The sequence below is a fragment of the Marivirga arenosa genome, assembly GCF_030503875.2.
Taxonomy (GTDB): Bacteria; Bacteroidota; Bacteroidia; order Cytophagales; family Cyclobacteriaceae; genus Marivirga; species Marivirga arenosa.
This window is the reverse complement of the sequence record NZ_CP129968.2, coordinates 2,323,323-2,347,125: the sequence shown is the minus strand read 5'-3', so window position 1 is coordinate 2,347,125 and position 23,803 is coordinate 2,323,323. Positions and strand designations below refer to the sequence as shown.

Here is a 23,803-nt window from a genome sequence, read left to right as displayed (position 1 = left end):
ATCCTTTGGGCTCTCATACAATATTTATGGGGTAAAACATTCAAAGGTGAGCATCAAGATGCCGATGTCCTGGCCGGAAGATCTTCTTGCGGCAGTTGTGGATGCGGTACAGTTTGTAAGCTCAAGAAAAAGAGCGTGAAAAATTAAAATGATAAAGACATGGCACATTTATCAGATTATGATATCAGGAAACAATACTATGCTAAGGTATTAAAAACAAGAAGGTTAAGCCCTCCTGATGCAGAAGAAGTTAGAGAACTCACTTTAGAAGTTCAAGATCCAAGTTTTGACTGCAAAATAGATCAAAGTTTTGGTGTATTAGTTGAAAAGCATGATGATTTTGGGAATACATTGAATCACCGTTTATACAGCGTTGCCGATATTCCTGAAAAGGATATTGATAAAACAATTATCACCTTATTGGTGAAAAGATGCAATTATATTGATGCCTTCAGTGGTGAATTATATAACGGTATTGTTTCGAACTATTTATGTGATAGAAAAGCAGGTGACAAAATTATCATTACAGGTCCTTATGAATTACCATTTGAAATTCCTGAAGATAAAAATGCGAATCTAATTCTAATAGGAATGGGAACTGGAATAGCCCCATTCAGAGCTTTTATTAAGCATATTTATCATAATGTGAAAGATTGGCGCGGCCGTATATTATTGTTTTACGGTGCCAAAACTGGATTGGAGCTACTGTATCAGAATGAAGAGGATGATGATCTTACTAACTATTACAATGAGGATACTTTTAAAGCTATTCATGCTTACAGCCCGAGACCATTATGGCATGATCCCGTTGTGATTGATCAATCTATTGAGGAACGTTCTGAGGAGATTATAGAAATGCTATCACATTTGAATACCTACATCTATATAGCGGGTCATAAAAAAGTGAAAGAAGGATTAGATAAAGCATTTGCAAAGGTAGTGGGTTCTGAAGAAAAATGGAAAGCCAGAAAAGCAGAACTGAAAGCAGGTAAGAAATGGATTGAGTTAATTTATTAAGAAGTTAAAAATGGGCGTTATAATTGCCGTAATCGCAATAGGAGGATTAACTCTATTTCTTGCAGTAATGTTGGTGATAGCCAATAAGAAACTGTACGTATATGAAGATCCTAGAATTGACCAAGTGGAAACTATGTTACCTAAAGCCAATTGTGGTGCATGTGGTTATCCGGGTTGCAGACCTTTTGCTGAAGCTTTAGTGAAAGGTGATGTTCTTCCAGGAAAATGTACAGTAAGTTCTGATGAAGGTCGAAGTGCGATTGGTGATTACTTAGGAATCTCAGTTGGAGATGAAGAAAAAAAGGTCGCTCGTTTAGCTTGCGCTGGGGGAACCAATGTGGCTCGAAATAAGGCTCAGTATGAAGGGATTGACAGTTGTCAAGCTGCCACTTTAATTTCGGGTGGTGGAAAAGCTTGTTCATGGGGCTGTTTAGGATTAGGAGATTGTGAAAAGGCTTGTGATTTTGATGCAATTCACATGGATGAACATGGTTTGCCGGTAGTTAATACCGCTAAATGTACTGCATGTGGCGATTGTGTAATTGCTTGCCCTAAAGATCTATTTTCAATTGAACCTATTAGCCATCATCTATGGGTCGCATGTAAAAATCTGGAAAAGGGAGATGAAATCTTAGAGGATTGCCAAGTTGCCTGCACTGCTTGTGGGCGATGTGCCATGGATGCTCCTCTGGATTTAATTACAATGAGAAATAACTTACCTGTTATTGATTATTCTATTGATCAACAAAATATGGATCCGATTCAAAGATGCCCTACAGGTGCCATATTATGGTTAGATAATCAATTAGGAGCTGTAAAAGGAAAGAATAGTAAAAAGATTATACGAAAAGGAGAGCGTGAAATGGGCTATTCTTAAAATTGGCTGACTTCTATCGCTAAAAGTGCTGATCTTTATCAGTATAATTTAAATAAAATCTGTCTTAATTAGTCATATTCAAAGCGTTTATCATGGAAACTACCTCAGAAAGTATACATTCTGAAACCATCGGAATGGAAAGGAAGGAAATAAAAGAGTCCATCATTGAAATTGTAAGCGATTCCGGTGAAGGAGCTCAAAAGTGCGGTCAAAGTTTAGGTATTATCTCCGCTAAGATGGGAAATGGCGTATGGACAGTTGAAATTATTCCTTCTGAAATTCGGCCACCTGCCCGTTCTAGAGAAGGAGCATCTGGAATTAGAGTGCGGATGGGCACTGATAAGATCACCAATATGGGAGGCCATGCTGATATGGTAGTGGCTCTAAATGAACAAGTATTATATGGAAGAATTAAGCAACAAGCCTATAAACCAGGTACTTATTTATTGATTGAAAATAAATGGGCTACTCATACCGAAGAAACAAAAGAAGCATACGAGCAATCTATTAAAGAATTTACTGAGCTGGGCTATAATATCATTGAAATTCCTATGGAAAAGGAATGTCTAAAACATGTCAGTGATGCACGAAAAGGTAAAAACATGTGGGTTTTAGGTCTATTGAGTAATATTTATGATAGAGATTTAAAACTTGCCGAAGAACAAATCAAAGCTATATTTTCTAAAAAAGGAGAAGAGATTATCCAAAACAATCTAGATCTTTTACATGCTGGCTATGAATATGCGAAGGATAATCTACCTATGCATTTCTCAATACCGACCAAAAAGCGACAAGGAGACTATGTAGTAATGAATGGTAATGAAGCCTTGAGTTTAGGAGTTATGTCAGCTGGAATTGAAGTTTGTTCAATGTATCCTATTACACCGGCTACATCAGCTACGCATGCTATGGCAGCCGCCTTAGAAAATGCAGGTGGTATCATTCATCAAGCCGAGGATGAAATTGCAGCGATAGGTTTTGCAGTAGGAGCGTCATTTGGTGGTAAAACAGCGGTTACGATTACATCAGGGCCAGGTATAGCCTTAAAAACTGAATTCATTGGACTGGCAGTAATGGCTGAAATACCATTAGTCATTATTGATGTTCAGCGTGGTGGACCTTCAACCGGTTTGCCTACAAAAGTGGAGCAAGGAGATTTATTAGCCGTATTGTATGGGGCAGCAGGGGATGCCCCTAAAATAGTACTTGCTCCATCTACTATTGAAGAATGCTTCCATTATATCATATTAGCTAGGAAAATAGCTGAAACTTTCAGATCACCAGTTTTTGTGCTGACTGATGCAAATTTAGCAACTGGTGTTCAACCCTTTCCTCGACCAAAAGTGAATCCTGAATGGTTTCCCGGACCATTAGATCAAAGTAAATGGAAAGAAGGACTTAGAGCCTATGATTGGGATCCTAACACAGGTATTAGTAAAAGACCTATTCCAGGCCAAAAAGGAGGGATGTATACCCTAACTGGACTGGCTCATGATGAAGAAAGTCATGTGGCTTATCAGCCAGATGTAAATCAAAGGGGAGCTGAAAGTAGAAGTAGAAAACTTGCTGCCTTAGGCAATACTTTAAAACCACCTGAAATTCATGGTGATGAAAAAGGTGATTTGCTATTAGTAGGTTGGGGTTCAACTAGAGGAGCAATTGAGGAAGCCGTTGACATGGCAAGAAAAAATGGTGCAAAAGTTAGCAGTATCCATTTACGGTTTTTGAGCCCAATGGAACCGGGTATCAAAGAAATATTCAAGAATTTCAAAAAGGTGATGACAGTAGAAATTAATTATAGTGACACTGTAGGACAGCCTTTGATTACTGAAGATAACAGGCGCTATGCTCAATTAGCATGGTATTTAAGAGCGCAAACACTTATTGATGTGGATTGCTATAGCAATGTGTATGGTCAACCGATGAGTCCCATCCGCATATTGGAAAGAATAGAGCAAGAGCTCGGACAAACTTTAATGGACTAGAAAATGATAAGTATTAAACCAGATTTCTGTGACTTAAGTTTTGCCAATGACGAACTGCTGGGAATAGAAGATTATGAAAGCAGCAAGGCAAGATGGTGTTCCGGCTGTGGGGCTCATACTATTTTACACAATGTTCAACAACTTTGCAGAGATGAACAGCTTCCACCCGAAAAAACTGTTTTTGTATCAGGAATAGGATGTAGTAGTAGATTTCCACATTATATGAAAACCTATGGCTTCCATGGATTACACGGTAGAGCGCTTCCTGTTGCTGGTGGAATAAAGTTTAGAAGGCCAGATTTGAATGTCTTTGTTATTACGGGTGATGGAGATTGCTGTTCAATAGGGGCAGGGCATTGGGTGCATGCAATTCGATACAATATGAAAATGGTCGTTTTGCTTTTTGATAATTCAATATATGGTCTTACTAAAAAACAAACATCTCCTACAAGTCCATTAGGTATTCATACCAATACCCATCCGAGAGGATCAGTATTGCCACCTATTCATCCAATTCAATCTACCTTGGGCTTCTCTAATGTCTCTTTTGTAGCCCAAACAGTAGACTGGAAACCTGCACACTTATATGCTACCCTTAAAAAAGCATATGATCATCCAGGTTTAGCATTTGTACGAATTGTTCAACGCTGCCCAATATGGATGAAGGACAGTTATGAACCAGTTGTAAAAGATCCCAATGCCATAACGCTTTTGCAACACGAAAATGGAATTGTTATCGATAGTAAAGCGACTCAAAAGTTTCATAATTTAAAAGAACATGATCCTTCGGATTTAATTAAAGCAAGAGAATTAGTAGAAACAACAAAAGATACTACACCAATAGGATTATTTTATCAAAATAAAGAAGCCACTAGATATGATGAATACGGTGCCCATAATATGGGAATTTCAGCCGAGGATAAAACCGAAGCTATCAATACATTGATGGATAAATATGCGATATAAATGAATTAAAATGGAAAATATAGCAAATACAATTCATGAAAATTCTTTCCATTTAAAAAAGACTAGCACTGCTCCTGAGCAGGAAATGAAAGACTTTTGGAAGGATTTAAGGCATTTTTATCGTACAGCTGAAAAAAATGATAGAGAAAAAGAGTCTAATACTTATCATGCTGCTTTACAGAATGTTATACAGAAAGAATCCGCTTATCCCTATAAGATCATTGAAAATCACAAAGAGATCATTTTAGAAGAGGAAGAAAACATGCCTTTGTTTATGCTAGATTTTATTATGTCTAGCTATCAAATACAAAATAGAAAGAAATTTAAGGAAGATGTAAAAAGAGTAATAGAAGTATTAAAAACTATTTTAGATGTTGACAGCAAGAGTAGTCAGATACTAAAATTAAAAGAAAATTATGGTTTTGCCGCTGAGATGATAGCATTTGAAAAAATGGTGGATTTGTTACCGAAATCGGCCAAATCTGACTTATCAAAAAGTAGAATTCAACGCTTAAAATCCATTCTAAATGATTTACAAAAGTTTAGTAACTTTATTGAAAAACAACATGGAGTAGTGGTTTATGAAAAAGCGCTGAAGACTGTAATAGAAAAGAACTTACTATTTAAAGGTGTCAGAACAATTGAGGCTAAAACAAATGCATTTGAGTTAACCGAAGATTTATTTAAGCATGAAATAAAGTCATTCACAATTTTAATGAAGGCCTTTAAAATGGCTCAATTAGAAATTGAAGATGAATACGAAGAAGAGATTCATGATGATTATTTCGAACATTTTAATTGGCATCATTTACAAGAAGATGAATTAAGATTATTTGTTCCAGTTCTTTGTATTACTGATCAAAACTATCTTAATAACCATTTAACATCATTCGGAAAAATGATGATGGTTAATCACCCCGTTAATGTGGTAATTATCAATCAAGAATTAGTATCAGAACCTAACCCACAACTTAAATGGGTAGATTCATCTTATAAATTCCGACAAGAAATAGCCGCTTTGGCCATTGCCCAAAGAAACATCTTTACATTCCAAAGCACTATAGCAGAACCTGCACTTTTATACGAAGGGGTTAAAAAATCTTTAGGTTCATATGCGCCTTCTTTAATCCATATCAGTGTTCCTTCTAACGTGAGAATGACTACCCTAAGCAGAACACTTTTAGCCAATGCAGCCAATGCAGGGAGATACTTTCCGATGGTTCAATACGATCCTATAAAATTTAGCGAGTGGGGCAGAAGGTTTTCTATTACATCTAATATCCAACCGACAAATTTATGGCCTTCTTATAGCATAAGCATCAGATCTGAGGATGATGAGGTTCAAAATATTGAAGTGAACTTTACTTATGCAGATTATAAAGCAATATTTCCAGAAAAAGTAAAAGAATTAATGATAATTCCAGCTGAATTTGAAACAGACCAATTAATTCCTGTTTCTGAATTTTTGGAAATGGACTTGAAAGACCGATTTGAGAAGATACCATTTATTTATTTGGCTGATGATAATCATGAATTATTCAAAGCTGCAGTTCCCTATGTTTGGATTTTATCTTGTCAGGAAAGAGCTGATTATTGGGCATTTCTTCAGGAATTAGCAGGTTTTAATAGTTATAAAGTACGTTTAGCAGTTGAAGAGAAGAATAAAGAGCTAAATGAAGTATTGGAAAATGAAAGAAAAAAGCTAGAAGAAGATAGAATAAAAATCACACAACGAGCGGAAGAAAAGGCAGTAGCCACAGCTGCTCAACGACTCGTTAATGCTCTTATGGAAGGGGAGATTTAGAAGTCTTAAGTCAGAAGTTAGAAATATTGAGTTAGAATTTTGAAAATCTTCTATACAGATTTACAGAATTAACGCTTTGTAATTCAATTATATATCATGACATATATCATCTATATTACTAATCTATATTAGAGTTTTTAGAGGGTAAGCTTTTTATATTAGTATATAATAAAAAGCTATGGAGATGAAATTTGAAAAGTATACTCAAACCGCCAATAGCATTCTTAAAGAGATTGCGGAAGAACTAGGATTCCCAAACGATATTGACCTTTCAGGTAGAATATTGAGGGCTGTTTTACATACGTTAAGATCCCGACTAACTATACAGGAGTCATTCCAATTAATGGCACAACTCCCAATGTTATTAAAAGCGATATACGTTGAAGGCTGGAAATATCAAGAAAAACCTACTAGAATTAAAAATATAGGTGAATTTATTAGGGAAGTAATTCATGAAGACCAACCCTTAGGACATCATGATATCAGAACTGTAAAAGATGGCGAAAATGTTATCCGTACAGTTTTTAAAGTAATCAGAAACCATGTTAGTGAAGGAGAAATTACTCATATTATCATGAGCATGCCCGCTGAATTACGCCCATTATGGGGACTAAAAGACAAAATGCGAACGGCTAGTCCATAGAAAAATTTCAAATACATAAAAAATGGGAGATCATAAAGTAATTAGTACCGAAAATATTTCAGCTAGAAATAAATTTATGCGACAGCTTTTGAATGATATTGAATCATTGGAATACATGTTGAAGCATAAGTTAATAGAAGATGATAAAATCCGAATAGGTGCTGAACAAGAGTTTTTCCTTGTTAACGAGCAATGGAGACCATATTTCGAATATGAATATATTCTGAAAGCACTTGATGACCCCCATTATACAACTGAAATGACTCGTTACACCTTAGAAATCAATGCAGACCCAATTGAAGCTAAGGATAACTGCTTAACCAAAATGCATGAACAATTAAATGACCTATTATATAAGGCTAATAATGTAGCTGGACAATATAAGGCTAAGGTCATTCTTACTGGAATTCTTCCCACGATCAGAATGAATGAGATAACACTAGAGCATATGACACCGATCATGCGTTATTATGCTCTTAATGAGCGTACAAAAGAATTACGTGGTGAAGATTTTAGTCTGCATATAAAGGGCGTTGATGAACTAACAGTTTTACATGATACCATAGTTTTTGAAGGTTGTAATGCTAGCTTTCAAACTCATCTTCAAATAGCGCCTGATGATTTTATTTCAAGTTATAATTGGGCTCAAACCATTGCAGCACCAGTATTAGCAATAAGTGCTAATTCTCCTTTACTAATGGGCCGTGAGTTATGGAATGAAACTCGAATAGCCTTATTTCAACAAAGTATAGATACAAGAGCAACATCATATGCTTTACATGAGAAAGAATCACGAATTTCATTCGGTCATAAATGGGCCAGCGGCTCTGTAGTAGATATTTTTAAGGATGATATCGCAAGGCATAAGGTTATGCTGGCTAAAGCCATTAAAAATAATTCTATCAACATTTTGGAAAGGGGTGGAGTTCCAAAACTTGAAGCGTTAAAAGTTCACAACAGCACTATATATCATTGGAATAGAGCTTGTTATGGATTAAGTGATGGCAAACCTCATCTAAGAATTGAAAACAGATACCTTCCCGCTGGTCCTTCTACTGATGATGAAATTGCAAACCTAGCCTTCTGGGTAGGTTTAATGGCAGGCAGACCTTCAAAATTTGATGATATGCCAAGTATTATGGATTTTAAAGATGTCAAAGCAAATTTTTGGAAAGCTGCTAGATATGGAAAAGATTCTGTAATTTCTTGGGAGAATAATGACATTCAAGTAAATGAATTAATACTTGAAAAACTGATTCCAATTGCTCTCTATGGTTTGCAAAAACTTGATATTGACGAAGCAGATATTCAAAAATATATTAACATAATTAAAAACAGGGTAAATGGTCAAAACGGAGTGCAATGGCAAATTTCCAATTTTCGTAGACTGAGACAACAATACAAACTAGATGACTCCTTAAAAACACTTACCAGTTCTATTTACCAGAATCAACAGAAAAATATTCCAATATATAAATGGCAACCTATTAATGAAATATGTTGCACGCATAAAAATGCTATCACGGTTGGCAGTATCATGTCTACAAAACTTTTCTTGGTAGAAGATACTGACTTAGCAGATCTTGCAACAAACATAATGCGCTGGAATAACATTCATCATCTACCTGTTGAAAATAGTAGTGGCCAATTAGTTGGGCTTCTTACATGGTCGCATATGACGAAAAGATATCCTAAGAAGCGTAATGAAAAAGAAATAGTATCAGACATAATGGTAACTGAGCCATTCACTGTTCATTCAGATACATCTATCAAAGAAGCCATGAATATTATGAAAAAACATGGTTATGGATGTTTACCAGTTGTTGAAAAAGATAAATTAGTTGGAATCATTACTAATACTGACCTAATTCCATTTAGCAATGACAAGCATTTCTGAAGATATCATGCCGCAAGTTTCCACCGAAAGATTAATTACTCATATTGAAGGAAATAATCAAGGACCAATAGTTGTATTCTTAGCAGGTATACATGGCAATGAACCTTCAGGAGTTTTTGCCTTAGAAAGGCTTAGTCAAAAACTAGTTGGTAATGAAAAAAACATTAGTGGAAATATTTATGCATTAAGAGGAAATATAAATGCTTTGGAGAAAGGAATTCGTTTTGAGAAAGAAGACCTAAACCGTTTATGGACTAAAAGCAGAATGCAAGCTTTGAATCAAAAGCATGTCTTTATTAGCAACCCAGATCAGGCAGAACAACAAGATTTATATGAAAATCTTATGAGTATAATTAATCGTCATGAAGGTCCTTTTTATTTTATGGATTTACATACTACCTCATCCCATACTATTCCATTTATTACATTGAATGATACCATACTTAATAGAAAATTTACCAGACTATTTCCAATGCCCATTATTTTAGGGATTGAAGAATATTTAAAAGGACCCGCTTTAAGCTACATAAATGAGTTGGGCTACGTTGCTTTTGGTTTTGAGGCAGGTCAACATGATGAAAAACAATCGGTAGATAATCACGAAGCCTTTGCTTATGTAAGCTTAGTTTTGACAGGAGTCCTACCAGAGACTAAGCTTTTTCACCGCTATATGCAGAGGTTAAAAAAAGCAACGAGAGGAATTGGAGGCTTTTATGAAATTTTCTACCGTCATGAAATTCAGCAGGAGGAAGAATTTATTATGCGACCAGGATTCGTGAATTTTCAAACCGTAAGGAAAAATGCCTATTTAGCAGAAAGCAATAACGAAGGAATATATGCACCTCATGAATCAAGAGTATTAATGCCGCTATACCAAACGCAAGGTGAGGATGGATTCTTTTTAATCCGTAAAATTGCGCCAATATATTTACACATATCAGCGATTCTTCGTAAGCTTAGGATGGATCATTTACTAACCTTATTACCAGGTGTTAGCTGGCAAACCAAAGCGAAAGAAGGATTGAAAATCAACTTAAGAATAGCACGCTTTTTTGCTAAACCAATATTCCACTTGCTAGGCTACAGAAGTGTTGAAATTGGAGACCACTATTTGTTTGCAAATAGTAGAGAAAAAGCCTCCAGAGATAAAGAGTATAAATTTGCTAAATGGAATTATAAATAATTAACTTCTAGAAATAACCATTCTCCTTTACAACCATCTTCTACTCATTGAATATGTAAACCATCTAAGGCATTAAAGTATCATAGAATGTATGTCCTGCCATAAATTATTTTATATTTGATAGCTAAGAAGATATAAATCTATGGAAAATAAGCTGTATGATGTTTTAATTATTGGTGCTGGAATTTCTGGAATTGGAATGGGATATTGGCTAAATAAAAAATGTCCGGAAAAGAATTATAAAATTTTAGAAGCTAGAAATAAAATTGGGGGCACTTGGTCATTGTTTCAATATCCTGGAGTTCGCTCAGATTCTGATATGTTTACTTTCGGCTATAGATTTAAACCGTGGAATGATCCTCAATCTATCTCAAGCGGAGACAAAATATTAAAATACCTTAAAAGTACCACTGCAGAAAATAATATCGATGACAACATTCTGTTTAATCATAAAATGACCACTGCCAATTGGTCTGATGAAGCAAAATGCTGGGAGCTGAAGGTAGAAACTAAAGAAGGAAATTTAACCTATACATGTAAATTTTTGAGTATCTGTACTGGCTATTATGATTATAAGGAATCCTATAGACCGACTTTTGAAAATGAAAATGATTTTGAAGGCAAAATTGTAGTTCCTCAATTTTGGCCAAAAGATTTAGATTATACAGGGAAAAAGGTGGCCATTGTAGGTAGTGGAGCTACCGCTGTAACTTTAGTGCCCTCTATGGTTAAAGGGGGAGCTGAACATGTTACCATGATTCAAAGATCTCCCACCTACATTATGAATCTGCCCAACAGGAATCAGATGTTTATTAGCCTGAAAAAATACATCTCATTAAAATGGGCATATAAAGTTACCAGATGGAAGAACATTGCCTTACAAATGTTATCATTTGGTCTATCCAGAGTATTTCCCAAATGGATGAAAGACATGCTGATAAAAGCTGCTGCAAAGCAATTACCAGAAGGATATCCTGTCGATAAACACTTCAATCCAACTTATAATCCTTGGGATCAGAGGCTCTGTGTCGTGCCTGATGGTGATCTATTTAGCGTTATAAAAGAAGGAAAAGCAAGTGTAGCCACCGATCAAATTTCGCATTTTACTAAAACAGGTATTTCATTAAAATCAGGAGATCAAATTGATGCTGATATTATCGTATTAGCAACAGGACTTAAAGTGCTACTTCTAGGAGGGGCAGCACTTAGTGTGAATGGTGAACTCGCTAAAATAAATCAATCAATGATCTATAAGGGCATGATGGTCAGCAATATACCAAATCTGATTTATGCTTTTGGTTATACAAATGCTTCATGGACTTTGAAAGTTGATTTAACAGCGAATTATCTTTGTAAGCTTTTGAAGTATATGGACAAACACTCCTATGAAGTAGTAATACCGCACGAAGAAAACGCTGCTTCAAATGAAAGCTTCTTAAATTTGAATTCAGGTTACATTGAAAGAGCAAAAGAGATCCTTCCAAAGCAGGGTAAAAGAAGACCATGGAGGGTATATCAAAGCTATTTAGTGGACATGCTAGCCACTCGTTTTGGTAAAGTAAAAGATAAGGCACTTCAGTTTGAGAAATAATAATTATTGACTTAGTATTAGATTGCAGTTTGACATCTCATGAAAAAATAAGAGCTTTGAATTGATATGTTAAACTTAAAAAAAGAAATTCTAAGAGTTACTTCTGCTTCAAATATTTTAGAAACTCAATCGGTTCAAAATCTCTGGAGTGGGTATGGTGAAATAAAACGTTACCAATTAGAAGAAGGTAAGTTTAAAAGTATAATTGCAAAACATATTCAACTCTCTGATGGACAGCAGCACCTTAAAGGTTGGAACACCTCTAGTTCACATCAGCGTAAATTAAAATCATATCAAGTTGAAAGAGTTTGGTATCAAAATTATGCTCATTTAACTAATGAAAATTGTAGAGTTCCAAAGGCGTTGCATTCAACTGAGACTGAAATGGAAATGCTTATAATAATGGAAGATTTGAATGAATCAGGATATCCTTACCGCCATAACCCAGATAATATTACACTTCCTAATGTAAAAAGTTGTTTAAAATGGCTGGCCAATTTTCATGCAAAATTCATAAATAATCCTGCAGAAGGGCTTTGGCCAATTGGAACCTATTGGCATTTAGACACTCGTCCTGACGAATGGGATAAAATGAATAATCTTAGCTTAAAAAATACAGCTAAGGCTATAGATGAAAAATTGAATCAAGCTCAATATCAGACCATCATTCATGGAGATGCAAAGCTAGCTAATTTTTGCTTCGGAAATAATAATAATGTGGCAGCAGTTGATTTCCAATATGTTGGAAAAGGCTGCGGAATGAAAGATGTCGCCTATTTTATAAGCAGTTGTTTTGAGGAAGAGGAATGTGAAAAATACGAAGAAGAATTACTAGGGCATTATTTTAATGAGCTTGAAAAAGCCTTAGACAATACTTTGGATTTCAAATCATTAAAGTCAGAATGGCAAAAGTTATATAAATATGCTTGGGCTGATTTTTATCGCTTTTTAGATGGGTGGAGTCCTGGTCATTGGAAAATGCATGATTATAGCCAGCGTTTAACGCAAGAAGTATTAAGTGAATTGGATTTAAAATGAATCTGACTAATCACGATATGGCTGAATTATCTAAAATAGCAGAAAAAGCAGCAATTGAAGCGGGACATTATATTCAAAAGCAGTTTGACCAACAATATGAAAAAAGGCATAAAGAGGGAGGAGACTCTCTTGCTTCACAAGTAGTAACTGAAGTAGATATTCAAGCTCAAAAAATCATACTTGATCAATTAGAAGAAAGTATTATTGGATATGATCTAGGGTTGCTTACGGAAGAGCAAGAGGATAACCAATCAAGATTTGAAAAGGATTATTTCTGGTGTGTGGATCCTTTGGATGGTACTTTAGCATTTACTGAAGGTCGATCCGGTTATGCGGTTTCCATTGCTTTAATTTCAAAAGCAGGGGATCCTCTCACCGCCTGTGTGTATATACCTGATTCAAAAGAATTGTTTTCAGCTATTCTAAATAAAGGGCTATCTCTTAATGGAAGGCCATTTAAGAAATCAAAGTCATCTGATATTCTCCATTTTTATTACGATATAAGTCTTGAAAAGACACCTTATTTTAATACCATTAAGAATGAACTGCATAATTTTGCCATAAATAATGGGCTGAAAAATTTAAAGCTCCATTCAGGTCAAGGCGCAGTATGCAATGCTATTGGAGTATTAAAATCAGGAAACGGATGTTACTTTAAATTTCCAAAGGAAAACAGGGGAGGTGGTAGCATTTGGGACTATGCCGCTACCCGTTTAATATTTAATGAAGCAGGATTACTGGTTTCAACGATAAATGGAAAAAAATTACTATTAAATAAAGAGAATACCTTTATGAATAAGTTCGGTATTATCTATACGTTTAATTCTACGATTAAGAAATTTATTCTTCAGCTGTACAAGCAATTAACTAAATAATTAAACTAAACCTGACTTATCAATTAATTCTTTGAGTTTATCAAAATTTACAGGCTTCTCTAAAAAACCTATTACATGAGGATATTCAGCTAGTTTTTCTTGATCAATATGTTCAGATGAAATCATAATGGTTTTAGGTTGATGCTTCATTAAATCTAACACATCAAATCCACTTAATCCATCAATATATTGATCCAAAAAGATAATATCTGGATGATTTCTATGAATATCGAGTAAGCCTCCTAATGTATTGTTTCTTGAGCTAATATGTTCAATTTCAGCATACAGTTCATCCATATTTGCTTTTAAATATTTGCTGAATATAATATCATCATCAATAATCAGGTATTTTAATTTACTCATGGTTAGGCAGTTAATTTTTATTCAGAATTATTAATTCCTTAATCAGAATCAATAATACAAAAATAGTTTAGTAAGTTTTACATCATAAGATTGAATTATTGATATTTTTCTGGCATTATATTCGCTAAACAATTCTAAGTTAAAAAAGAAGAATAGACAGAAATAAATGAAACAATGAATAAAAGCCTCATCTTTTCAGCCGATTTTAAGATTCTTTTGTATTTTAGAGGATCTTTAATTTAATCTTAAATTATAATTTTAAACGTATGAATAAATTATTCGCTTTTATATTTATTTCTTCAGTATTATTAGCTTGTAGTGCCCCAGAAACTGTAGAATACCAAAGCCCATCAATTGAAGTTGAAGGAGAATTTTTATTTGAAGGTCCTAATACTCTTCAGGGAAAAGCATCTGAAGATATTCTGGCTCAGATCGCATCTCAAAATGAAATTACAGAGGAAAATATTAAATCTGTAAAACTAAAGTCTGCAACGATTTCATTTTTTCCTGATAGTTTACGCACAGATGTTGAGAGTGCATTGATTCAATTAGTATCTGATGACCTAGAGTTGATTTCAGTTGCAACTAAAAGTCCTTTACCGCAAGAAGAGGTTATTTCTCTTGAAGTGACAGCTGAACAAGATATATTGCCTTATTTAAAAGATGATAGTTATACCTTGGTGGTAGATGCTAATGTATCTTCGGATATGGACTATCTGAGTGCAAAAGTAAGTTTTGAATTTAATGTTGAATATAAAAAGTAAGTAAATATGAAAAAGTTAATTTATGTACTTTGTTTTTTCGTTACATTTTCTTTGTCTGCTGAAAATGATCCGGGAGACAAGTTAATAGGAGTATGGAAGCCTAGCAATGGAAGATCAATGGTGAAAATCGATAAAATTGGTAATAAATATTATGGACGTGTTGTATGGTTAAAAGAACCAACAAATGAGGATGGAAGTCCAAGGACTGATGTAAACAATCCAGATGAATCCTTGCGTGAAACACCACTTAAAGGTTACAGATTAATTAAGGACTTTGTTTATGATGAGGAAGAAGATTTATGGGTAGATGGTACTATATATGATCCTAATAATGGAAGTACTTATAACTGTAAAATTGAATTAAAAGATGATAATACGATAGAAGTAAGAGGTTATATTGGTGCTGCTGTTTTTGGTAGAACTGATGTTTGGACGAGACTGAAAAGAAAATAAAAATAGTTAATTCATTTAAAAGGGCTGCAATTTTAAGGTTGCAGCCCTTTTATATTTTATGGGCTTACCAAACTCAATGAAAACTGGATATACCAAGTATTACTTAAGCTATTTTCTTGCAAATAATCATCTCCATTAAATCCTCGATAAAATTCACCTTCATCTAGCTCAAAAGAGTAATTAACTCTATAGCCTGCTTGGCCACTAACCCAAATAAAATCATTTAAGCCTCTAGAATAAGTTAAACCAGCTCTTATTTCAGACCTTCTCAATTCTACTGAATTATTAGTAATAGTTGAAGCGGCCTGATAATTTCCAAAATTGCTTAGGTTGTAAGTAGCACCTTCAACATAATACCCCATTAAAAGTAAATTTCTACTATTCATACGATATCGTGCTTGTAATCTAGCAGGTAGCAGGGCTTCAATTCCCCATTTTTCATTTTTAAAGGTTTTATAATAATAGACTACAGGCAGTACATTTAAAGCACCACCTAAATAGGTTCTTGAAACTCCAGCTCCCCACATTAAATTATCATTGGGTTTAAAACCATAAATTAAGGCTGCAGGAACTCTCGTATTAGATAAAGAAGGTGGATTATCAAAAGAGTAATCACCGTTTAACTCAACTCCTAATTGCGCCAATAAAAAACTCTTTTCATTTAAAGGTTTGAATAATGTAAAGTTTGTATTTAACCATTTCAAACTGTAATCAGATAAAGTAGCATTTAAAGGATTTTGGTAGATCACATCATTTCCACTATTAAAACCAAACTGGACATAGTTAAAACTCCAGTTTATTAAGATATTGTTTTTGGAAAGCAAGGGTACATTAGAATTGAAACGAAACCCACTTGCTTGCGACCATTCAGCTTCCTCTTCAGCTACATCTCCAATCGCAGGAGTAGTTAATGTAGAGGGTCCGTGATAATCTAATCCAAAACTTACCAATTGGGTTGGACTTTGGCCTAAAGTTTTATTTGTACAGAAAACTTTCAGACTACTTCCAGCTTCTTCGAACATAGAAGGATCAAAATCATCAAAATCGTCATCACCATCTTGACCCATAATCATGTTAGTTGAAAGCAGTAAGAAAAATAATAGTATATAGTTTTTCATTTTATAATAGTTATGGATTTAAGTTATAATATTTCAATAATAAAGATATTAATAATTTATTACAATGGCTGAAAGTTAAATCTACAGTAACATAAATAAAATGTATTATACTTTTAAAGAATATTTATATCCGTAAATATGAAATAGCCACTCATTTTTTTTGAATTGTTAATATTGCTTAAAATACCCTATTAACTATAAAATAGAATTTATTATTTAATCAGAAGGTTACAATAAAAATTTCAATAGGTGCGTAACTTATATACACATTTGTACACAATATGTGGTTAAACCATGAAGAGAATTTACATTTCTCAGAACTTGATCATTTTTTAATCAAAAAGTAAAAAGAAATTAGTATAGTTTCCAAATAATCAAGTATTTAGCTCTTTATTAAAATGATTTATATAGGCTATGGCTAATAAATTATTCCCTACTATTTTTTTACTTTATAACTAAATAAAATGCTTTCAAATTTAATTTACGTAAGTAAACGTAAGAGTAATTGCACAGAAGAAGAAATCAAGAAGATTTTGGATTCTTGTGAAAGAAATAATTCGGGTGAAGATATCACAGGGGTATTGCTATACTCAAAAGACAGCTTTGTTCAATACCTTGAAGGAGAGTATAAAAAGATCTTCGAATTATATGATAAAATAAAATTGGATGATCGTCATAAAGAAATTAGACTGATCAATAGCAGTCCAATTAAAGAAAAAGTATTCCCAAGTTGGCACATGGGCGCTAAAAAACTTGATTTCTCAAATATCGAATTCAAAACCGATATTACTGAGAAAGATAAAGGAGAGTTTAATAAAATTCTTAACGGAGAAAATTCTCCAAATTCAGTGGAATTGCTGAAGAAGGTATTTAATTAAAAATTTACCGATTAAAAAATTTGAACACAGACTGATAGTCTGTGTTTTTTTATGCTTTTTTTCATGATTTAGAGATTTATAAGGGACTAGGAAACATATGCAGATGTCAAAACTTTCGCATCATAATTTATTAATCATTACACAAACATTCTACAAACTCCACTGAATTGAAAGGTTAGGAGTGAATTTTAGGGCTTGCTGCCTTATTTCTTGTATCGTATTATCTGAATCTAATAGATAGTACTGATTAATGATATTTTCATAATTAATGAAATTCCAAAGTGAAATAGCGAATTGTAGTTTCTGATTAAGCCTCAAATTATATGTATACCTTATAGATAAGTCAGGTCGCATATAAAAAGGTAAACGATAGCTATTGACCGTCTGATACAATATCGAGTCATTAACAACCTCTTGCCCTTCTACAATTCTACTGAAAGCCCTACCTGAATGGTAATTTATGCCTAATGCAAATTCCAATTGCTGCAATTGATAGCTTATCCCTATTCCACCTGCATGTGGTACATCAAAATTACTTGGAAAAGAGGAAGGTGTAAATTCCGAAAAATTGTATTCGGTATTTGAAATAGAATGGTTCAACCATGCATTCAAATCATCCATCTGCTTATTAATTAAGATATCAATCCCTTTTGAAGTATAATTCCCGCTACTTCTGATGAATCTATATTGATTTTGAAATCCCTGACTACTACTGCTTATATTTTTTACGTCTTTCCAATAGCCTTCAGCACTAATTAGCCAGCCATTTTTGCGGTAGTGCCCACCTATCGAAATTTGACGACTCGAGATTATAGGAAGATCTTGATCATTTACTAAAACCCATCTACGCTTTTCAACTGCTAAAAAATCGGTTTGAAAATCAATGATTTGAGTTGTCGTTTGTGTTTTAAGCTCTGCCAAAAGCTCAATGTCAAATGCATCATTAAGCTGTTGGTTAAAGGTTAAGCGTGGTTCAAAACTGTATTGATTAAACTTATTAAAATAATTCATTCTTAAGCCCACTTTTGCAATGGATTTTCCCTGAAAAAAAGACCATCGAATATCGTTGATAATAGAGTGAGTTTGAAGTACTTCTTTTACATTTCGGCTAAAGGCTGGTTTGTTAATATCATCAAAATTAAGCACGCCAACTTCATTAAATTGATATCCATAATCATACTGAAGTCCGGTTTTAAGCTTTTGACTATTCATGAGTGTTAAATTCAGGTCTAGAACCTCATTTTGCTGCCGAAGAATTTGATCATTGGGTATATCATAATTAATTGAATTTAAATCATATGAGGAAGCAGATAAATGAATTTTTGTATTCAACTGCTGAGACCACTTTCGATTTAATTCTGCAGAAGCTATCCAGTTTTGCTGGCTTAACTCACTAGTCTTAGAATCAATAATTCCATTATTAAGTGCACTTTCCTCATAAGAAATAGTATTGTACATGTTTAAATAACTAACTCTAAGTTTATCTCTTGAATTAATATCATAAAGCAGTTTAGCCGAATAATCGTGAAAATTGAAATATTGATTGCTCCTTAAAGTATCAGTGGCTTGTACAAACTGTGACACCTCCGTATTGGCAAAAGCCCGTTCAAAATAGTTATCAAAAGTAGGAGTATTCAAAACATCCGCTATTGACCTTCTGGCTGATAGATTTATGGCTATTTTATTAGTAAGTGGTATCTTCCAATAACTATTAGCATTTAACATATTTAAACCTACTGCACCTTCTAAGCTTTGGTTAATTTCATTTTCCATTTTAATATTGAGCACACTTGAAATACCGCCTGGATATAGGGGAGAGGTTCCATTTTTAGTCAATTCAACCTGATTAATTAAGTAGGGATTTAGGGCAGAGATAAGCCCGAAAAAATGCCCAGTTTGATACATTCTGGCTCCCTCCCAGAGCAGTAAATTTTGATCATTTGAACCACCTCGCACATTAATATCAGAAACTCTTTCATTTAGACTTTGAATGCCCGGAAGCTTCTGAATACTGAAAAGAACATCCTGCTCACTCAGGCCAGGTAAGAGTGAAGTATTGGGTACATTTATGCTTATGGTTCCATCACTTTTTTTATTAATCCCTTCAGTTAGATAATACTTAGTTTGCACTTCTTTAAGCATTGTATTACGAGACTGAAGCCCTATTTTATTTACTTTTTCTCTATTTAATGATTTTATGCTCAACTGCTGACTTTCATAATTCAAATGGCGTATTATGAGATTATCTGCTTCCGCATCCCTTATTTTAACACAATAATTACCCAGGCTATCAGTATAAAATGCTTTTTTTCCATAAATAATAATGCAATTTTCTATAGAGGCTCTATTCTGTTTATCGAAAACATGTAAACAAATCAAATCCGAATGCTGATCATTCCTGACGCTGATGGTGTAGAATTGTGCATTTAACTTATTGATTTTTAAAGGAGTTTTTGACTCAATCCATTGCAGATAATCATCTAAAGATTGATGGGAGACAGGATAAGGAAGTTTTAAATGCGCAACATGCTCATCTACATAGGAAAAGTTAACCTGATATTTTGATTCAAGTGAATCGAGAAGGGCAGGCAAAGAAATAGAGCTCTGTTTTTGGGCAAAGCTGGTAAAAGGTAAAATGAATACTATATAAAATACTATTCTTTTAATCACGATTTATAATAACCTTTTTGCCTTTTATGACAAAAGATAAATGAAGTGGTTCAGTAATAGATTTTAATGCGAGATTAATATCATCATGGCTAAAACTTCCACTAAATAAGGTTTTTTTATTTATATCTTTTGTATCGATGGTTACATCATATTGTCTTTCGAATTCTTCTAATACATATTGATAAGGGATACTGGAAAAACTACTGATTTGATTCATCCATGAAGGAGTTGTTGACAATGATTTATGAATGAGTTGGTAATTAGATTTTTGGGCTTTAAAAATATCGCCAGGCTTTAACACCTTAATATCATCACCAAAACTCACCTTAACAGAACCTTCATAACAGCTAACTTCAAATATATCGTTTCTAGCTAATACATTAAATTCTGTTCCTAATACTTTAACATTACCATTTTTAGTTCTAACATCAAATTGAATACCCTTTTCTACATCAAAAAAAGCTTCTCCTTTTAATAATAAAGTTCTTTCTTCTTTCCAATTTTTGGCATCATAGGATACTTCTGATACTGCATTAAGCCATACTTTAGAAGAATCTGGTAATAAAAAATTACTGTGCTCAGCCGTATAGGTTGATTTTACATCCTCAGCTGTATAGTTGTAATATAAATAAGCACTCAGCAAGACTAATAATAGGGTTGCTGCTACTTTATAAATACTATTCCATGGGTTGAACCTAATTTGGCGTTGCTTAGGCGCCTCCTTCAATTGCTCTTGTAAATATGAATATTCGGATTCCTCTTTATATTCAGGCGCTCTGAAGGCTTGTAAATGTCTATCAAGCTTCACAAGATTTTTGTAATCATCTGTTTTTCTGAATTCTTTAAATTCCTGCTCGGAAAGTGTATTATCCAGCCATTTTTGTATGTATTCTTCCTTTTTCATGATTGTCCTAATAATATAACAGACAAGAAGATAAATCTCCTACCACATTACCTAATTATTATATGCCTTCTACCTTTTCTCTTATTAGAGCCAAGGCCTTATATATTCTTTTTTCTACCGCTTTTCGTGAAATCCCAAGCATATCGGCTATTTCCTGATGTTTTTTACCTTCAATACGGTTTAGTAAAAAAGTTACCCTCATTTCTTCCGTTAATTCATTAATAGCAGATTCTAATTTGTTTTGATATTCCTGTTCTTCTAAAAGGTATTCGGGATTTTCATGTGTATAAGATTTTGGTTTGAGCGCACTATACTTTTGAGCCGTTTTAGATTTATCAATCTCATTTAGAATGAAATTTTTAGCTACAGTGAATAAAAAACTTTTTGCTTTTTCAAAAGGAACACTTGCGCAGTTATTCCAAAGTTTAACAAAAGCCTCTTGAACAACATCTCCAGGATTAAAAGCATCCCCATATTTATAATATAGGAAATTGTGTAAATCCTTAGCGTGGGCACTAAAGAGTTTACTATACACTTTTTCTTGGCAAACATCCTGTTTCGATTCGCTCATAAATCTATTAAAAAGAAATTTGAAGTTTTAATCACTTAATAAAGTTAAAAAAACTAAAAGGGGGATGTATCAAATTATTATATAATTTACTTATATCCGAAATAATTTTTTTATTATTCAATAATAAGATTTTTACATTTTTTGTAAAGTGCTATTTATCAATAGTTTACAAATACATACTCTTTTATAATAGAGGTGGTAATTTGAACTAAATAAAAAAAATTAAAGTCAGTGGTAGGAGTTTGCTCCTTCATTCTGTTTTATACACAAAGAGCGCAATTATTATGCAAAAGATTTACAATCTCATCGGTTCACTTATAATTATTAGTATGACTTTCTCCAGCTGTCAGGAGGAATTTGTACAAGTAGATAATCCTTCGGAAGAAGAGCAGATTAAAGTGGAATCTGAGAGTTTTGATTTACTACTAGCGATGAGTGAACTTGATGGAAGTAAAGACGATTTCTTGGATGATAACGGTTGCTTTGCAATTGATTTTCCATATTCTATAACAATAGGAGATAGTATCATTCAAGTTAATGATGCTGATTATTTATATGATTTGGAAGAATTTCTGGATGATAACGAATATGATGAAGATTCTTTCGCTATCGTTTTCCCTATTATGCTTACTTCATATGATTATAACAGCCTGCAAATCAATAATTATATTGAGTTAGACGAATTGGAGGATGATTGTAACGAAGAATATATCAGCTGTATTGATATTGAATATCCTATCAGCTTTTCTGTTTATAATGAAGAAGCACAAAATGCTAGAACTGTATCTATAGAAAATGATCAATACTTATATGTTTTCTTAAGCAACATTAAGGTAGAAGAAATTATCAGCCTTGATTATCCTATAAAACTCAGCCTAGAAAGTGGGGAGATTCTTAATGTTAATACAAATTCTGAATTAACAACGGCCATTAATACCTATAGAGATGAATGTGAAATAGAAGATGTGGAAGATGAAGAAGTGATTACTGAGGCCGATAGCCTATCTACTATTCTTGCATCAGGAAAATGGGTAGTAAGCCTTTTAGATTCTGCTGGCGTGGATTACACTGCCGTACTTTCCGCTTATTCTATTGAGTTCTTGGAAGCAGAACAAATGCTATTATCGAATGGTGAAAAAGATATTGCGGGTGAATGGGAAACTTATTCTGAGGATATAACGACCATTTTAATAATAGAATTAGAAACTGAGGAATCTCCATTTGGAAATTATAATCATGAATGGGTATTGCAAAGCATTGATTCTACCAGTCTCAAATTAGAGGCAGATATGGAAGATTATCTGCTAAAACTCAATCTGGAAAAACAACAATAAAAATAATAAATCAAGTATTTAACTTTAAAATCAAATAATATGAAATCAAGTATTAAAAACTCTCTATTAGCTTTAATGATGGTCTTAGGATTATTCTTTCAAAGCTGTAATTCAGATACAGATCCTTCAGCAGAGGCTGTAGTTGAATTAAATATGAAGGCACAAACTACTCAATCTACTATAGCAACTGGTCGTTCCATCAATTCAGGATTTGTATTCACTGAGGTTTTATTAGGGGTTTCTGAATTAGAATTTGAAACCTTAGAAGAAAACGAAAGAGAAGATGAAGAAGGTGAAGACGAAAATGAAGAGATCGAATATGAAGGCGAATTCATAGTAGATTTACTAACTGGAACTAGCAGCCCCGATTTTGGAATGGCTGATTTAGCTCCTGGTATTTATGAAGAAATTGAAATGGAAATGGAGCCCTTTATTGATGGTCAGCATTCTGTTTTTATTGCTTTTAACTATACTAATGCAAACAATGAAGTAATCAATGTCGAATATACATTTGATGAAGAGATTGAATTCGAAATCGAAGATGAAAATGGTTTCCAATTAGATGGTGGTGTTGCCAACCAAATGCTAATTGTATTTGACTTAGATGCACTTTTTGCAGGAATCGATTTAAGCAATGCTACAGCTGATGATGATGGTGTAATCAGAATAAACAGCACTTCTAACTCTGAAATTGCGGCTCTTATAGAAAGCAATTTAGATCAAACATTCGAAGCAGGTGAAGATGATGATGATGACGGAGAATTTGATGATGATGAGGAAGAAGATGACGATGATGACGATGACGATGATGACGATGATGACGATGATAATTAATTTTCCAGTATGTTGAGTAAACAATGAAGAATAGGAGG

At 33.6% G+C, this 23,803-nt stretch carries 21 protein-coding genes; 16 read left to right on the top strand and 5 right to left on the bottom strand.

Translation table 11 applies throughout. From position 1 onward, the window contains the following. Positions 1 to 159 precede the first annotated feature (159 nt). The 11 genes from QYS47_RS10200 to QYS47_RS10150 all read left to right on the top strand — a co-directional run bounded on the left by QYS47_RS10200 (position 160) and on the right by QYS47_RS10150 (position 13,876). Positions 160 to 1,017 carry a ferredoxin reductase domain-containing protein gene (locus tag QYS47_RS10200; protein WP_308356679.1) on the top strand — a complete coding sequence of 286 codons (858 nt, stop codon included), beginning with the start codon at positions 160 to 162 and terminating at the stop codon, positions 1,015 to 1,017. Between the two features lie 10 nt (positions 1,018 to 1,027). Next, a complete protein-coding gene (locus tag QYS47_RS10195) occupies positions 1,028 to 1,894 on the top strand; it encodes an RnfABCDGE type electron transport complex subunit B (protein WP_308356680.1) in 867 nt (288 codons plus the stop codon). Positions 1,895 to 1,986: 92 nt separating this feature from the next. Further along, positions 1,987 to 3,879: a 2-oxoacid:acceptor oxidoreductase subunit alpha gene (locus QYS47_RS10190; protein WP_322345929.1), complete on the top strand. Its 1,893-nt coding sequence runs from the start codon at positions 1,987 to 1,989 to the stop codon at positions 3,877 to 3,879. 3 nt (positions 3,880 to 3,882) lie between these two features. After that, entirely contained in the window at positions 3,883 to 4,845 is a 963-nt protein-coding gene (locus QYS47_RS10185; protein ID WP_322345927.1) for a thiamine pyrophosphate-dependent enzyme, read from the top strand. 10 nt (positions 4,846 to 4,855) lie between these two features. After that, positions 4,856 to 6,649 (top strand): hypothetical protein, encoded by a 1,794-nt coding sequence (locus QYS47_RS10180; RefSeq protein ID WP_322345924.1) that lies wholly within the window; start codon positions 4,856 to 4,858, stop codon positions 6,647 to 6,649. A gap of 184 nt (positions 6,650 to 6,833) precedes the next feature. After that, on the top strand, positions 6,834 to 7,292 hold the full coding sequence (locus QYS47_RS10175) for a DUF2267 domain-containing protein (RefSeq protein WP_322345922.1): 459 nt from the start codon (positions 6,834 to 6,836) through the stop codon (positions 7,290 to 7,292). Positions 7,293 to 7,314: 22 nt separating this feature from the next. Further along, positions 7,315 to 9,189, top strand: coding sequence for a CBS domain-containing protein (locus tag QYS47_RS10170; RefSeq protein WP_322345919.1), 1,875 nt, complete (start codon positions 7,315 to 7,317; stop codon positions 9,187 to 9,189). Further along, entirely contained in the window at positions 9,173 to 10,372 is a 1,200-nt protein-coding gene (locus tag QYS47_RS10165) for a succinylglutamate desuccinylase/aspartoacylase domain-containing protein (protein WP_322345917.1), read from the top strand. The genes QYS47_RS10170 and QYS47_RS10165 overlap by 17 nt, the downstream gene beginning before the upstream one ends. A gap of 142 nt (positions 10,373 to 10,514) precedes the next feature. Further along, entirely contained in the window at positions 10,515 to 11,963 is a 1,449-nt protein-coding gene (locus tag QYS47_RS10160; protein WP_322345916.1) for a flavin-containing monooxygenase, read from the top strand. 66 nt (positions 11,964 to 12,029) lie between these two features. After that, positions 12,030 to 13,001 carry an oxidoreductase family protein gene (locus tag QYS47_RS10155; protein ID WP_322345914.1) on the top strand — a complete coding sequence of 324 codons (972 nt, stop codon included), beginning with the start codon at positions 12,030 to 12,032 and terminating at the stop codon, positions 12,999 to 13,001. Beyond that, positions 12,998 to 13,876 (top strand): inositol monophosphatase family protein, encoded by an 879-nt coding sequence (locus QYS47_RS10150; RefSeq protein ID WP_322345912.1) that lies wholly within the window; start codon positions 12,998 to 13,000, stop codon positions 13,874 to 13,876. The genes QYS47_RS10155 and QYS47_RS10150 overlap by 4 nt, the downstream gene beginning before the upstream one ends. Here QYS47_RS10150 and QYS47_RS10145 read toward each other — a convergent pair whose 3' ends face one another. Continuing rightward, the gene (locus tag QYS47_RS10145; protein ID WP_302125276.1) at positions 13,877 to 14,239 is read right to left on the bottom strand and encodes a response regulator; all 363 of its coding nucleotides are present in this window, start codon (positions 14,237 to 14,239) and stop codon (positions 13,877 to 13,879) included. A 266-nt stretch (positions 14,240 to 14,505) separates the two neighbouring features. Between QYS47_RS10145 and QYS47_RS10140 the strand changes: the two genes are divergently transcribed. Continuing rightward, a complete protein-coding gene (locus tag QYS47_RS10140) occupies positions 14,506 to 15,003 on the top strand; it encodes a hypothetical protein (RefSeq protein WP_322345910.1) in 498 nt (165 codons plus the stop codon). Between the two features lie 6 nt (positions 15,004 to 15,009). Next, entirely contained in the window at positions 15,010 to 15,456 is a 447-nt protein-coding gene (locus QYS47_RS10135) for a DUF2147 domain-containing protein (RefSeq protein WP_302100679.1), read from the top strand. A 56-nt stretch (positions 15,457 to 15,512) separates the two neighbouring features. Here the strand turns inward: QYS47_RS10135 and QYS47_RS10130 are convergent, their stop codons facing one another. After that, positions 15,513 to 16,574: a DUF6268 family outer membrane beta-barrel protein gene (locus QYS47_RS10130; protein ID WP_302125280.1), complete on the bottom strand. Its 1,062-nt coding sequence runs from the start codon at positions 16,572 to 16,574 to the stop codon at positions 15,513 to 15,515. Positions 16,575 to 17,038: 464 nt separating this feature from the next. Between QYS47_RS10130 and QYS47_RS10125 the strand changes: the two genes are divergently transcribed. Further along, positions 17,039 to 17,452: a BLUF domain-containing protein gene (locus QYS47_RS10125; protein WP_302100677.1), complete on the top strand. Its 414-nt coding sequence runs from the start codon at positions 17,039 to 17,041 to the stop codon at positions 17,450 to 17,452. A 150-nt stretch (positions 17,453 to 17,602) separates the two neighbouring features. Here QYS47_RS10125 and QYS47_RS10120 read toward each other — a convergent pair whose 3' ends face one another. From QYS47_RS10120 to QYS47_RS10110, 3 genes are read right to left on the bottom strand one after another with little or no spacing between them, the layout of a single operon-like run. Continuing rightward, entirely contained in the window at positions 17,603 to 20,122 is a 2,520-nt protein-coding gene (locus QYS47_RS10120; RefSeq protein WP_322345905.1) for a TonB-dependent receptor plug domain-containing protein, read from the bottom strand. Next, complete coding sequence (locus tag QYS47_RS10115; RefSeq protein ID WP_302125286.1) at positions 20,115 to 21,026, bottom strand: FecR family protein; 912 nt, start codon at positions 21,024 to 21,026, stop codon at positions 20,115 to 20,117. Before QYS47_RS10115 ends, QYS47_RS10120 begins: the two co-directional genes overlap by 8 nt. 58 nt (positions 21,027 to 21,084) lie before the next feature. Next, positions 21,085 to 21,597 carry an RNA polymerase sigma factor gene (locus QYS47_RS10110; RefSeq protein WP_322345904.1) on the bottom strand — a complete coding sequence of 171 codons (513 nt, stop codon included), beginning with the start codon at positions 21,595 to 21,597 and terminating at the stop codon, positions 21,085 to 21,087. Between the two features lie 284 nt (positions 21,598 to 21,881). Between QYS47_RS10110 and QYS47_RS10105 the strand changes: the two genes are divergently transcribed. Continuing rightward, on the top strand, positions 21,882 to 22,931 hold the full coding sequence (locus QYS47_RS10105) for a hypothetical protein (RefSeq protein ID WP_322345903.1): 1,050 nt from the start codon (positions 21,882 to 21,884) through the stop codon (positions 22,929 to 22,931). 39 nt (positions 22,932 to 22,970) lie between these two features. Beyond that, complete coding sequence (locus tag QYS47_RS10100; protein ID WP_308356694.1) at positions 22,971 to 23,765, top strand: hypothetical protein; 795 nt, start codon at positions 22,971 to 22,973, stop codon at positions 23,763 to 23,765. The last annotated feature ends 38 nt before the right edge of the window (positions 23,766 to 23,803 follow it).

What these genes read in the sequence shown, in the direction of transcription:
- QYS47_RS10185 (WP_322345927.1), top strand. Translation starts at nt 3,883, where the DNA reads ATGATAAGTATTAAACCAGATTTCTGTGACTTAAGTTTTGCCAATGAC.
- QYS47_RS10100 (WP_308356694.1), top strand. Translation starts at nt 22,971, where the DNA reads ATGAAATCAAGTATTAAAAACTCTCTATTAGCTTTAATGATGGTCTTA.
- QYS47_RS10150 (WP_322345912.1), top strand. Translation starts at nt 12,998, where the DNA reads ATGAATCTGACTAATCACGATATGGCTGAATTATCTAAAATAGCAGAA.
- QYS47_RS10110 (WP_322345904.1), bottom strand. Translation starts at nt 21,597, where the DNA reads ATGAGCGAATCGAAACAGGATGTTTGCCAAGAAAAAGTGTATAGTAAA.
- QYS47_RS10175 (WP_322345922.1), top strand. Translation starts at nt 6,834, where the DNA reads ATGAAATTTGAAAAGTATACTCAAACCGCCAATAGCATTCTTAAAGAG.
- QYS47_RS10140 (WP_322345910.1), top strand. Translation starts at nt 14,506, where the DNA reads ATGAATAAATTATTCGCTTTTATATTTATTTCTTCAGTATTATTAGCT.
- QYS47_RS10165 (WP_322345917.1), top strand. Translation starts at nt 9,173, where the DNA reads ATGACAAGCATTTCTGAAGATATCATGCCGCAAGTTTCCACCGAAAGA.
- QYS47_RS10170 (WP_322345919.1), top strand. Translation starts at nt 7,315, where the DNA reads ATGGGAGATCATAAAGTAATTAGTACCGAAAATATTTCAGCTAGAAAT.
- QYS47_RS10105 (WP_322345903.1), top strand. Translation starts at nt 21,882, where the DNA reads ATGCAAAAGATTTACAATCTCATCGGTTCACTTATAATTATTAGTATG.
- QYS47_RS10115 (WP_302125286.1), bottom strand. Translation starts at nt 21,026, where the DNA reads ATGAAAAAGGAAGAATACATACAAAAATGGCTGGATAATACACTTTCC.
- QYS47_RS10135 (WP_302100679.1), top strand. Translation starts at nt 15,010, where the DNA reads ATGAAAAAGTTAATTTATGTACTTTGTTTTTTCGTTACATTTTCTTTG.
- QYS47_RS10195 (WP_308356680.1), top strand. Translation starts at nt 1,028, where the DNA reads ATGGGCGTTATAATTGCCGTAATCGCAATAGGAGGATTAACTCTATTT.
- QYS47_RS10130 (WP_302125280.1), bottom strand. Translation starts at nt 16,574, where the DNA reads ATGAAAAACTATATACTATTATTTTTCTTACTGCTTTCAACTAACATG.
- QYS47_RS10180 (WP_322345924.1), top strand. Translation starts at nt 4,856, where the DNA reads ATGGAAAATATAGCAAATACAATTCATGAAAATTCTTTCCATTTAAAA.
- QYS47_RS10125 (WP_302100677.1), top strand. Translation starts at nt 17,039, where the DNA reads ATGCTTTCAAATTTAATTTACGTAAGTAAACGTAAGAGTAATTGCACA.
- QYS47_RS10145 (WP_302125276.1), bottom strand. Translation starts at nt 14,239, where the DNA reads ATGAGTAAATTAAAATACCTGATTATTGATGATGATATTATATTCAGC.
- QYS47_RS10155 (WP_322345914.1), top strand. Translation starts at nt 12,030, where the DNA reads ATGTTAAACTTAAAAAAAGAAATTCTAAGAGTTACTTCTGCTTCAAAT.
- QYS47_RS10200 (WP_308356679.1), top strand. Translation starts at nt 160, where the DNA reads ATGGCACATTTATCAGATTATGATATCAGGAAACAATACTATGCTAAG.
- QYS47_RS10190 (WP_322345929.1), top strand. Translation starts at nt 1,987, where the DNA reads ATGGAAACTACCTCAGAAAGTATACATTCTGAAACCATCGGAATGGAA.
- QYS47_RS10160 (WP_322345916.1), top strand. Translation starts at nt 10,515, where the DNA reads ATGGAAAATAAGCTGTATGATGTTTTAATTATTGGTGCTGGAATTTCT.